9 protein-coding genes and 4 pseudogenes are annotated in these 12104 nt (G+C 57.2%); 7 read left to right on the top strand and 6 right to left on the bottom strand.

The features are described 5' to 3' along the window. Nucleotides 1–216 precede the first annotated feature (216 nt). The 4 genes from AC4FIJ_RS15875 to AC4FIJ_RS15860 form a co-directional block, all read right to left on the bottom strand. Nucleotides 217–867, bottom strand: coding sequence for a hypothetical protein (locus AC4FIJ_RS15875; RefSeq protein ID WP_490337613.1), 651 nt, complete (start codon nt 865–867; stop codon nt 217–219). Between the two features lie 422 nt (nt 868–1289). Beyond that, entirely contained in the window at nt 1290–2285 is a 996-nt protein-coding gene (locus tag AC4FIJ_RS15870) for an NAD-dependent epimerase/dehydratase family protein (RefSeq protein WP_490337612.1), read from the bottom strand. Nucleotides 2286–2331: 46 nt separating this feature from the next. Continuing rightward, a complete protein-coding gene (locus AC4FIJ_RS15865; protein WP_490337611.1) occupies nt 2332–3459 on the bottom strand; it encodes a polysaccharide pyruvyl transferase family protein in 1128 nt (375 codons plus the stop codon). Between the two features lie 18 nt (nt 3460–3477). Continuing rightward, nucleotides 3478–4965, bottom strand: coding sequence for a lipopolysaccharide biosynthesis protein (locus tag AC4FIJ_RS15860; protein WP_490337610.1), 1488 nt, complete (start codon nt 4963–4965; stop codon nt 3478–3480). Between the two features lie 981 nt (nt 4966–5946). Between AC4FIJ_RS15860 and AC4FIJ_RS15855 the strand changes: the two are divergent. Together AC4FIJ_RS15855 and AC4FIJ_RS15850 are read left to right on the top strand one after the other, a co-directional pair. Then, a pseudogene (locus AC4FIJ_RS15855) lies at nt 5947–6263 on the top strand (transposase family protein); the annotation flags it as partial. A gap of 137 nt (nt 6264–6400) precedes the next feature. Continuing rightward, nucleotides 6401–7371: pseudogene (locus tag AC4FIJ_RS15850) on the top strand (IS110 family RNA-guided transposase). A 290-nt stretch (nt 7372–7661) separates the two neighbouring features. Here AC4FIJ_RS15850 and AC4FIJ_RS15845 read toward each other — a convergent pair. Next, nucleotides 7662–8072: pseudogene (locus tag AC4FIJ_RS15845) on the bottom strand (transposase); the annotation flags it as partial. 578 nt (nt 8073–8650) lie between these two features. On the opposite strand from AC4FIJ_RS15845, the gene AC4FIJ_RS15840 reads away from it, so the two are divergent. The 5 genes from AC4FIJ_RS15840 to AC4FIJ_RS15820 all read left to right on the top strand — a co-directional run bounded on the left by AC4FIJ_RS15840 (nt 8651) and on the right by AC4FIJ_RS15820 (nt 11147). After that, nucleotides 8651–9817, top strand: a complete 1167-nt coding sequence (locus tag AC4FIJ_RS15840) for a nucleotide sugar dehydrogenase (protein WP_490337609.1) — start codon at nt 8651–8653, stop codon at nt 9815–9817. Between the two features lie 325 nt (nt 9818–10142). Beyond that, a complete protein-coding gene (locus tag AC4FIJ_RS15835; protein WP_490337608.1) occupies nt 10143–10319 on the top strand; it encodes a hypothetical protein in 177 nt (58 codons plus the stop codon). Next, nucleotides 10319–10399 (top strand): hypothetical protein, encoded by an 81-nt coding sequence (locus AC4FIJ_RS15830; protein WP_490337614.1) that lies wholly within the window; start codon nt 10319–10321, stop codon nt 10397–10399. The genes AC4FIJ_RS15835 and AC4FIJ_RS15830 overlap by 1 nt, the downstream gene beginning before the upstream one ends. Nucleotides 10400–10632: 233 nt before the next feature. Continuing rightward, entirely contained in the window at nt 10633–10932 is a 300-nt protein-coding gene (locus AC4FIJ_RS15825; protein WP_490337607.1) for a hypothetical protein, read from the top strand. 23 nt (nt 10933–10955) lie between these two features. Next, a complete protein-coding gene (locus tag AC4FIJ_RS15820; RefSeq protein ID WP_490337606.1) occupies nt 10956–11147 on the top strand; it encodes a hypothetical protein in 192 nt (63 codons plus the stop codon). Between the two features lie 117 nt (nt 11148–11264). On the opposite strand, the pseudogene AC4FIJ_RS15815 reads toward AC4FIJ_RS15820, so the two are convergent. Continuing rightward, a pseudogene (locus AC4FIJ_RS15815) lies at nt 11265–11411 on the bottom strand (IS3-like element ISMamg1 family transposase); the annotation flags it as partial. Nucleotides 11412–12104: the final 693 nt, after the last annotated feature.

Raw genomic sequence — 12104 nt, 5'->3', positions numbered from 1 at the left:
ACCATCGGCCGCCGCAAATGGGCCCGTAGGTTCTGATCAGTGCAGGTTGGTATTACTCCACGCGCCGCGGCGCTGACGAAACAGACAGTGCACAGTCCGCCGTTCTGCCAGAAGCATTGCCGCCACTCCCGCGATAGCGGCCCCGCTCGCCTCCAAAAAGGATAAAGCCGGCATCCCGGCGGCTCTCCAGCCCGCCAACAACGCCAACGTCTCCCGTCACGCTCTCACATTATCAATCCGCCATAAACAACGCGGTAGTGTGAGAAGTGCGGGCTGGCGATGACTTTCCATATTCGCGATACATCTGCCGAACAGGTCAAGCGCGCCCGAATCGGTCCCATCCAGCTGAAGGAACCCGCTGCGGGCAATGACGCGATAGGCATGGGCGATATCGACGGCCGGCCCGTCATTCTCGATCACCAGTATGTTCTGTGAAGCCACGCCCAGCGCCTGCCAATTTAGTGGAAGATCCACAAACGGAACTGGGTCATCAGCACGAACGACAGCAATGTTCCCGACGTCAAGATGAACCGCGAAAACTGGTCCGATACCTTGGCTTAGAAGGTAAAGAACAAGATGAATGCCGCCGAAGTCAGAAGCCAATAGAAGACCCGCGAAATAGCCCCGATCGGTCAGCGTACGGACCGAACAGCTGCGGTTGTAGAGCGCCAACACAGCGAACAGCGGGACGAACAGCATGGCCTGCCGATGTGCGTTCGTCGCCAAGGGGGTGCCCAGCCGCAACGATCCGGCAAACAGGAACGAGCCAAGCAGGAACGCGAGATCCGCAAAAAAATAACCAGATAAAGTTGCAGCCGCCTGCGTTCGAGCGATGGCGCAAGGGGACAATTCGCCGACCCTGCTCACGCCAGTAGATCAACGCGAGCGCGATGACCGCTCCATCCTTGCGACCCAATAAACAAGAGCTATATCACCATTTTCCACGCCGCGCCGCAGCAATGGCCGCACCGTACCTACAGTTCTTCCGTCGAACTTGATGCAGTGCGCAAAATAATCCAATTACTCAAACAGCTTGTGCGTTGACTTTCGGTGGAATGGATCGCTGAACCGACGATGTGAAAGCGAGACTCCTTATTGTCTTTGTAGAGGCGAAATGAGCGTATTACAGCTATGGCGCCATCGTTTGCACGGCCATACCCAATTATGGCCTGAACAACCGATTCGCCACCCCTTCACCTCTAAGGGCGAATCAATCGCACCGCCATTCTGCACGCGCATACTGCCGCAGGCGCGAAGGTAGGCAACTGGTCGCCTGCCCGTTTTCGTGGCTATCCGGTATAGTCGCGATACCAGTTCACGAAGGCGGGGATCCCGGTTTTGATCCCGGTCGCGGGCCGATATCCCAACCCATTGGCGATCGCGTCGATATCAGCGAAGGTGCGCGGCACATCGCCCGCCTGCATCGGCCTCATGTCCAGAACGGCCTTTTGGCCGCAAGCCGCTTCAAGCTGCTCGATCACATCCATCAACAATTCGGGCTTATTATTGCCGATATTATAGATGGCGTGGGGGCCCACGCTGCCGCCGGGTTTTGTGGCAGCGTCGTCATGCGGCGGGTGGTCGAGCGCGGCAACGACGCCTGCGACGATATCGTCGATATAGGTGAAGTCGCGCATCATCCGCCCGTTGTTGAACACGGGGATCGGATCGCCGGCCAAGATCTTGCTGGTGAATATCCACATCATCATGTCAGGGCGCCCCCACGGGCCATAGACCGTGAAGAACCGCAAACCTGTCAATGGCAGGCGATAGAGATGTGCATAGCTCTCGCTCATGAGTTCATCCGCCTTCTTGGTGGCAGCGTAGAGCGAGACCGGATGATCGACCCTATCATCGACGGAAAAGGGAACCGTCTCGCGCGAGCCGTAGACCGACGACGAACTCGCATAGACCATGTGGGAGCAGCGGCGCGCTCTTGCCAGTTCCAGCATATTGACATGCCCCACCAGGTTGGACTTGACATAGGCGTGCGGATTTTCAAGCGAGTAGCGAACGCCCGCCTGCGCGCCGAGATGGACTATGGCATCGACACGCGTGCCGTCGAGCGCCAGCGTCAGAGCCGCATTGTCGGCAAAGTCCAACTCCAGCATTTGGGCCCGTTCGCCCCCTGCAGCGATCCATTCCGCGGTTCGGTCGCGCTTAAGCGACGGCGCATAGTAATCGTCGAAATTGTCGATGCCGATCACGCTATCGCCACGTGCGAGTATGGCCTTTGCCAGCGCAGCTCCTATGAAGCCGGCCGCGCCGGTGATTAAAACCTTCATCAATTATTCCCGTAGATGGTCATCGATACCTGGCCTTGTTTGAAACTCAAACGGCCTTTTTCAGAATGACGGCGAAGATCTTGTCCCACATTACTTCAGCTCTAGCCTTTTCCGCCTTGGCATGCGGCGCGATCCGGCGCGACAATTCGCCGGAACGCACCTGCGCGATGAAATCAACGACCAGCGCAGCCCAGTCCTGATCGTTCGACAGGTCGAGGTTCCAGCGCTCCATGCCGTAATCCCGAAGCAGCTCCTCATATTTGTGCGACCAACCGCATGCAATGACCGGCACTTCGTTAGACAGCGCGCTAACCAGCGAATGGAATCGGGAGGAGATAATGAACGCAGCCTCGGCAATGACGGCCTTGGTCTGTAGCGTGGAATCGATTTCTACAATGGGGAGCGGATTCACAAGCCTAGCATTGATCCGGTTAGCAATGCCGCGGTCGCTCCGCCCTTCGTGGAGCAGGATGCGCAGGTCAACCCCTGCGGCGATCGCGGTTTTGGCCGCCTCGCTCATAAAATGCAGATAAGCTTCGGCCCGGCCTTTGTCTCCCGACGCGAGCACCTTCTCATTCGGGATCAGCCAAGCCACGCCGCTCAACGACGCATGTTCGGGATCGAGAGCGGTAAAAAGCAAATTCGTGAAGTCGGGCGACTGGGTGATCCTGCTCATATCCACCCCGGCCTCGCCGGCAAGCCTCATCGATTGTTCATCGCGCAGGAAGACAACATCGAAGTTATTCACGGCCGCCGCAAAACCGTTTGCGATTTCCGCATCCTCGAACGGTCCGACCGCTTGGGGCAGCATTATGGTGACGTGGCCGTACTCCCGCGATTCGCGTGACCGGCGGCTGAGGTTGCGGATGTTCCGCGGCCCCCAGAAGTCGCCATAGGCGAATCCCGAGGCGTCAAGCGAGACCGTCACGTCGCGCCGCTTAATCAGGTTGTCGATGCGCAGAACCCAGCCCGGCAGCATTAGCTGCAGCCGTTGCAGCTTGCGCATCGGTTCCAGCGTACCGATGACGTCGAGGTCGTCGCGGCCCTCGGGCTTCATTTCGGTTACTGCGAAACGGGCATCAGGAAAGCGGGCACGAACCTGCTCGCGGATCGCCTCGAGCATGAGAACAGCACCCTTGTTCTTATACCAGATGCCAACAACTTCGAATATCATCCTTGTGCCTCCATTACATCAGCACCCAGTTACCGTGCGGGGTTCGGCCACATTTACGCCACGCTCTGGGTCCTTTGCCGAGACGCCTACGTGATAGCGGCCGCGTCCGACATTGATGAGGTTCACCGCGACCCGCCGCGCATCGCGGCTGAGGCCGAGCGCGATCAGAGCGCCAATTCCAGACCCAAAACCGACGCAGATCAACTCAAGGATCGGAATAAGTCCGGCACATTCAGCAGCATATCGCCCCGCACCCCCGCCGATAAGAGCCCCGATCCCCGGCGGGAGGGACGGAAGCATCGCGCGAAGCTGGTCCCCAGCCATGATTGTGCCTGACCTTCCGGCAATGAGGAAACGGGCTGGCAACGTAAGCACAGAGCCAATTGAAAAGCCTGCGACCGCCGAAAGGAAGCCGAACTGCGCACCGATCATCGCACCCCCTGCCCTTAACATGAAGTCGAGCAAGGCAATCAGGCGCAATTCGCGGGACCGATTTTGTGTGATGAGGAGATTGCTGATCGGATAGATCCCCCCATAGATCGCCAAGGCTGGCGCAAGATAAGATAACGCCTCGCCGCTAAGCTCCCACTGCGGGCCCAGCAGGGTTAGCGCCAAAGATGGCCCGGCACAGATGATAAATCCCGAAGCTGGGACCAGCAGCATCGAAAGCATTTCAACCAGCGAAAGATACGTGGTGCGATAATGATCGGGATAGAGTCGAAGCCGCGCGAGGATCGGCATGTTCGCTTCTCCGATCGGCTCGAGCAGATTGCTGAGCGGCAACTTAAATAAGGCATATGACCGATTGAAATAGCCCAGGAGAGTCGAATTGAAGAAGTAGCCGATTATAATCGTCGTCGACTGTCGCGAAGCTTGATTCAGTGTCGAATAGAGTGAGGTATTGAAGCCGAAGTGCAGCAGTTCGCGCATGCCCTCAATGCGCTTTGGCCGACCAGGTATCCAGCGGGTTAGATAAATGTTGATGGCTGCGCGCGTTATCGACTGCGCCACCAAACCGACCACGATCGCCCAGTAGTCGCGGCGTATGATCGCCAGTGCAAGTGTGACCACAAATCCGACGGCGACCGCAGCGGTATCGCAAAAGGCGACCTGCCTGAATTCCAAGTTCCGTTTCATGATTGCATTGTGCTGCATGGCTAGGCCGCCGATAGCAAAGCCGATCACTGTACCATACATGATGACACCAACTTCAGGTTCATTGAAATAGCCGGCGATCAGCGGCGCGCCAGCGATGAAGATTGCCGACATCAACAGCGTCGAGACCACGTTGAACCAGAAACAGAAGGTCACCTCGTCCTCGTTGATCTCTCCCTTACGGAGGATCGCGTTGGTCAACCCAAAATTACGCAGCGCATCGCCAAGTGAGACAACTACCATCGACATTGCGGCTAGGCCAAAGTCACGCGGCGAAAGGAAGCGCGCGACCAGGATGGTCGACGCCAGGCCGATCAGAGCCGTCGCAAAACGGCGGATCAGCAGCATCATAGGCGCTCTCTTGGCCCGGCTCTGGACTTCGTCGACTGTCATGGATTTCATCGCAGAGATCCTGGCATTGAGAGATTGTTGGACTTCAAATCAATAAACCGTTTGCAAACCTGAGCGACGCGTCGCTTTCCACCGAGCGATCAGTTAAGGGCGCAGGCGACACTATTCGGTGCGGTAGAATGACTCCGATACCGCCTGTGAATTGGGCGTAGACCAGAGCTCACAACCAACCGACGGTAGAGGGATCCAGCTCTGCTATACTGCATTGCAACATTCTCTCTGACAATGTGCTTGCGGCAGCCCGTTCTCATGGTCCTGCGAATCAATTGCGAGAAATAGTGCTGGCAATGATATCGATTATGATACCATGCTTAACTCTGCGCTTGTGGGTTCGGGCTTTGATCGAATTATCACACAGTTCAGATGATTGTTTTCATTACGTTCGACCTCGCGCTGAATGTGTTAAGCTGCAACCGTCCCGCCCATGCGGCATAAGCTTTGCCTGCTGTCGGACATTGGGCCAAGATACATCCCTCGTGAGCTGGCCTATCAACTGGGCAGCAGAAACAATGTTCATTTTCGTAAAGCCGTTGCATCTTCAAACCCAAGGGAAAATTGAGCGCCAACAACGGTCGTTGCAGAATTGCGGACCGCGGGAAGAGCGGGAATTGCTTGAAAACGGTCGCGGGTTTAGCCAGCGTGAGCGCGGTAGGCGCTTGTTTTGTTGTGCTCGCTTCGGAAGGTCGCGGCCGTTAGCTTATTAGCGGCGCAAACCTCGCGGGCCACGCATCTGCTTATGGGACTTTTCAATGTTGGGGACCCGCCACATTCTTCTTCGTGCTCAGCGTGGCGCTTTCTCTCGACTGGCGACAATCGCTTGCTGACCGATTTTCCGGCCGTTTAGTGCGCCGCGGTATGACACTTTATCAACAATTGGTGGCCGGGGCGACTCCCCTCGCGAACCGGCTGATCGGTGCATAGGTCCACGACAGCCAGGAAGCAGAGGCCCTTCTGGGAACCATGCACGAGATAAGGGATACGACAGCAACGCCATCCGTGAAGCTGCCGCCGCCAGAAACGCTTAGGCCAACATCCTAGCACGGTCCAACCGCAAGCAGCGCTTCGCCTTCTCAGGCTGGCTCTACCGGCAGCGCAATCTTGTAGAACGCTTCTTAAACCGTCTCAAACACCTCGGAGGCATCGCCACTCGCTACGACGAGTGCCCTAAACATTACCTCGCCCCCGTCAAACTCATCTGTGTCTGCATCTGGTGCGCCGCGCAATGCGTCATCGCGTAATTGCGGCGGCTTCCCTCGGATCTCGGTTGAGGCGCACACTTCGGGTGGTCGAATCCCGAAGTGATGGGGTGGACGCCCCCCGGCGGCATCGATGTGCCATGGTGGAGGTGTTGATCACCACCAATAAAGAGGCGTCCATGTCGGAAGTTAACACGATTGGTTTGGATATCGGGAAGACTGTTTTTCATGCGCACGGGGCTGATGCGAGCGGGCGGATGATATTCAGCAGGCGGCTTACCCGGGCCAGACTGCTTGCGTTCTTCGCCGATCAACCACGCTGCCTTAATGCGCTGGAGGCATGCGGGGGCGCGCATCACTGGGCGCGGGAGCTGGCTTCGCTCGGCCATGACGTGCGGCTGATCCCGCCTGCCTATGTAAAGCCGTTCGAGAAGCGCTCCAAGAACGATGCTGCGGATGCGGAAGCGATCTGCGAGGCAGCGCAGCGACCCAGCATTCGCTATGCAGCGATCAAGACCGAAACGCAGCAGGCCGCGGGCATCTGACGGAGTTCGGATGGGTAGCACCCAAGGGACCTTCGCATATATCGGTGCTGGCCGGTTAGCTTGACGAAAGGTAAGAGCTCGGCGCCTCGCTTCCCGAAGCGGCACGGACGATGTTTCTCGTCATGACCGAACAGCTCGAGCAATTGAAGAAGCAGATCGCACTGCTCGATAAAGAGATCGCAAGACGTGCCCGCGAGGACGCACCGGCTCGCCAGCTTATGACCATCCCCGGCATCGGCCCGATCACCGCAACCGCGATCCTCGCTCTCGCGCCGCCGCCCGAGAGCTTTGCCAAGGGCCGCGACTTCGCAATTTGGCTAGGGCTTACCCCAAGGCAGCACTCGAGTGGGGGCAAGGAGAAGCTCGGTTCGATCTCAAAGATGGGCGAGCGCACGCTTCGACGATTGCTGATCATCGGTAGCAGCGCGGTCGTGCTTCATGCCAGCAAGCGCGGCGCACCGGCAGGATCGTGGCAGGAGCAGATGATGGCAAGGAAGCCGCGCATGCTGGTAACGTTCGCCCTGGCGAACAAGACAGCGCGGATCGTGTGGGCCGTGCTCACGAAGAACGAAGAATACAAAGCTCCGGTCGCAGCTGCGGCATAGCCGCAAGCGGACCATAGGTCGTCGGTAGAGGCAAAAGATCGAAGGAGGGTATGGCACCACAGTCGGCGAGACGGGACCGGAAGAACCAGGGCTTTCCAATGTGCCACGAGCACGCCGTGGGTGATGTGGTTCCGGTCCGCGAACTCCCATACGGGCCAGCGGCTAGACCGCATCAACAGGCCGGACAGATGGCAGCATCCGACTACCGCCGATACCCGAACTTACCGTTTGCTTCTTCAGGGGCGTCCACAGATGACGCGCTTGGGAGCCGTACGAAAGCTGTCGCACTACAGATCGCCATAGCACGGCCCATGCGCAAAGAGGGCCCGGGTATCGGGCAGGTTTTCCAGACGCGAAATGATCGGTCGCGAGCACAGTGCGCGGTCTGAAGGGACAAGATCGAGCGCCAACTTGAACATGGATCGATGCGTAGGCTGGAGGCATCGTTGCCATCCTCGTACCCTGACGCGATCATCATCAGGCGAAAGCGGATAGTATGGGCAAGGCTTTGTGTGATCAGATCCGGCGCGGGGATCCTTGATGCAGGCAGCAAGACGATCCGCAACACGAAGGCGCTGTTCGATCTCTCGCAACAGCACAACCCCGTCGTCAGATGAAAGTTGGCCACCATCAAATCGGGCGTCCAAGCGCTTGCCAGAAATAGGTGACAGACCAGCTAATGGTACCGTAGGTTCGTCCACGGCTGGTGTCGCTCTCCGGAATTAGCATTGACCGGTGTAAGCAACCTAATCATGCGCAAAATCAGATATTTACGCTACATCCGCCAACCCACCGTGAATTTTCCGGGTTAGAAGATTTGATCCTATTAGCAGCTAGCAGGTTAACCGCCCGACCGAACCGATGCATAAGAGATCGGAAACATTTTTCGCCCTAATTATCGCTTATCTTATTTAATTAGACCTTCATTTGGGCTTGATAGATTCGAGGGCGTTTAGGTAATTAAGAGTAATTGGATCGCTGCGCTCAGATATCGGACTAACTAGGAAAACAATACCAAGACCTTTGTCGAAAAATAGCAATTGTTATCATGCGGGACGCTCTCTTTTTCGAGCGACCTTAATCGAGAAAGCCTTTTCTAAAACTGATGAAGCCGTTTGAGCTCGATTCAACAACATAGATAGAAACTTTAATTGATCCGGCTGTGTCGGCTCTTTAGAGCGCAATTTACGATGTCGAGAGCTCTCTTGAGCGCAATTTACGATGTCGAGAATTGCCCCCGCTTTAACATACGTTTTCTTTATTTCTAAGGGTGTTGCGAATGAAAATAGCAATCTTTGGCCTTGGCTATGTCGGCCTGTCGAACGCGGTGTTGCTGGCGCAGCATAACGAGGTGATGGCGGTGGACATCTCGGCCGAGCGGGTCGCGATGCTGAACGACCGCAAATCGCCGATCATCGACGCCGAGCTGGAGGAGTTCCTCGCCAATCGCCCGCTGACGCTGACGGCGACGCTGGACGCGAAAGAGGCGCTGGCAGGCGCCGATTACGTGCTGGTCGCGACGCCGACCAATTACGATGTCGACACTAACAAGTTCGACACCTCCACCGTCGAGGACGTGGTCAGGACCGCCACCGAGCATGCGCCCGAAGCGACCATCGTCATCAAGTCGACCATTCCCGTCGGCTTCGTAAAGGACATTCGTGCGCGGCTGGGCACCGATCAGGTGATCTTCAGCCCGGAATTCCTGCGCGAAGGGCGCGCGCTGTGGGACAATCTCCACCCCTCGCGCATCATCGTGGGGGAGCAATCGGAACGGGCGCGCATCTTCGCCGATCTGCTGCTGGAAGGCGCGGTCAGGAAAGACGTAGAGATCCTGTTCACCGACCCGGACGAGGCCGAGGCGATCAAGCTGTTCGCGAACACCTTCCTCGCCATGCGCGTCGCCTTTTTCAACGAGCTGGACAGCTATGCCATCGCGGGCGGGATGGATACGCGCCAGATCATCGACGGCGTGTGCCTCGACCCGCGGATCGGCGGGCACTACAACAATCCCAGCTTCGGCTATGGCGGGTACTGCCTGCCCAAGGATACCAAGCAGCTACTCGCCAATTATTCCGAGGTACCGCAGAACCTGATCCGCGCGATCGTGGATGCGAACCGCACGCGCAAGGATTTCCTGGCCGATCTGATCATTGCCCGCAAACCCCGCAAGGTCGGCGTCTATCGCCTTGTGATGAAGGCGGGATCGGACAATTTCCGCCAGTCGTCGATCCAGGGCATCATGAAGCGGATCAACGCCAAGGGGGTCGAGGTCGTGGTCTATGAACCCGCGATGGAAGAAGACAGCTTCTTCGGATCGAAGGTGATCCGCGATCTGGACGAGCTGAAGCGCGAATGCGACATCATCGTCGCCAACCGGATGACGGACGAGATTGCCGACGTCGAGGACAAGGTCTTTACCCGCGATCTGTTCGGCGCGGATTAAAGCTCCACCGACATCCCGGCCAGCCGCTCCGTCTCGATCAGGTTATACCGCGATCTGAAGAAACTTAGCTATCCTAAATATAGCCGCTGGGTTCTCATCAAGTCCCCTTTAAAATAGGCATTTGTCAGGACAATTGACGAACGATCCGATAAAATGGAGCCTTCTAGGTTGGGATATTCCAGCAGCTATTTTGGCGTGGGGGCACTTACGTCTATCATGTGATTTGTCAAGATGCTGCCGACTTGCGGCTGGCGGCCCACAAATGCCGTTAGCGTTTGAACGGTTATGATGATTTATTGCTGGTACGCGATCACGGAGGCCAGCTATGGATCCCAAGTCCCTGTTCAGTTTGAGCGACCACCTTGATTCCCTGAGCAAGGAGGGCGATCCGCTCAAGGTTTTGCAGCAGACGGAGATTTCGAATATTTCCGGGCGTGGCAGGTTGATGGTCTCGGCTACGGCGATGGCACCAAGGGTGGGCGGCCTCCTTTCGATCTGGTGATGATGTACAAGGCGCTGATCCAGCAGGCGCAGCATAATCTGTCAGACGCTCGGATGGAGTTCATAATCCGCGATCGCTGAGTTGGCTGCGTTTCCTGGGGCTGTCGCTCGAAGATCGAACGCTGGACGAGAACACGATTCGGCATCTTCGGGTTCCGCCTGTCTCAGACCGGAACACTCAAGCGGGTGATGAAGGCCTTCGACCTGCAACATCAGAAGAAGGGCTACATTCCGATGTCGGGGCAGATTGTAGATGCATCCCTTGTACCAGCCCCAAGCACCGCAACACCGAGAGCGAACGCGAAGCGATCAAGTTGGGCACGAGCGCAAAGGCTATCTGGCCCGACGAGCCGAACAAGGCCGCGCAGAAGGACATCGATGCGCGCCGAACGCTCAAGATCGGCGGGAAAGTCCGGTATCGCGCGGATGGAACGCCGCTGCCCGTGATTGCTCTGCCGGTGTTCGGCTACAAATCCCACATCAGCATTGACCGGCGCTTCGGCTTCATCCGGGAGATGGCGTTGACCTCGGCTGCAGCAGCGGACGAGCGGCTGCTCCGGCAGGTCGTCAGCACGGACAATACCAGCTCCGAGGTCTGGGCCGACAGTGCCTAGGCTGCAAACGCAACGAGAAGTAGTTGTCGGATCGGATGCTCACGTCCCGCATCCATCAGCGCAAACCCATGCACGAGCCAGTGTCGAAGGCGACCGCGAGGCTTTTAATCCGCACCATCGGCTTGGCCAGTGCCGAACAAAAGCTGACCCTCTGCAATCTGGCTTACAACTTTAACAGGCTGATCTTCTACGAACGCCTGGAAAGCAAGGGCTGACTGTGCCTGCAATCCGCGAAGCGCGAGTGAAATCGCCCCGAATGTACCGGGAAACAGGCTAGAGCGGTCTTCGTTCAATCCGGCTCATAGCCGCATGATTTGAAGTAGTTGGCGGTCCATTGACACGCACCCCCGGCTGTAGTCATCGACCATGGCGAAGATGCGGAACCGCCGTCCGGGGGCGAAGGCATCGGAAACGAAGTCTATGCTCCAGCATCAGTTGGGCCCCTGCGGGATCGTCATCCGGCCCCGCAAGCCCAACGAACCGCCGATAAAGTGCGGGGTATGCGGTAAGTGGCGGACTATGAACCCGCAAGTGGAGCAGATCTGATTAGGTCGGCGACGGAGTGCTATCGCTTAGATCGAATGAGCCGACCTGCATCATTTTCGGCAGCCGAATCGCCCGAACTAATCGGGGGAGACGGGTCTTCTAAGCCGGGTAAGGTGCCATTGCCTGTTGTGGTATCACCACCGATGGGGTTCGATCCTGCCTGTGCGGCGCCCGCTTGCGTGATGACACCACTAGCCGAACCATTGCCGCTATGACTGAGGGCCGACCCACTTAGAAGACCGGTGGCAGCTGCTTCGAACGTAGTGTCGATCCCTTCCCTCCACAACGAACCGGCACTGAGCAGCGCCGCTGCAATGATGGCGATTAACATCGCGTATTCGGTTGAACTGGCGCCGGATGTGTTGCTCCAGAGCCCAGCGATAACAAGACGATGCGGTTTACGAGCCATCAATCAAAAATGAAGTAATATCCTTAAATTCGGGTTAAGATCATTGTCGATGCTTCGCCTTGGATAGAATTTTTAGTCAGCTGTCATCTGCTTCACCAATTCGACGATCAAAGCGAAAGCAGTCCAGGCCAGAGTAAACAAAACCACGACCGCCCCATACCAGGTAAGCGCTGTTTTCAGGCCACGCGCGTAGCCGGGAAGAGTTCGTCGATGCGCG

Source organism: Croceicoccus sp. (assembly GCF_983967925.1).
The sequence above is the reverse complement of the archived record's forward strand: the minus strand, read 5'-3'. Positions and strand labels throughout refer to the sequence as shown.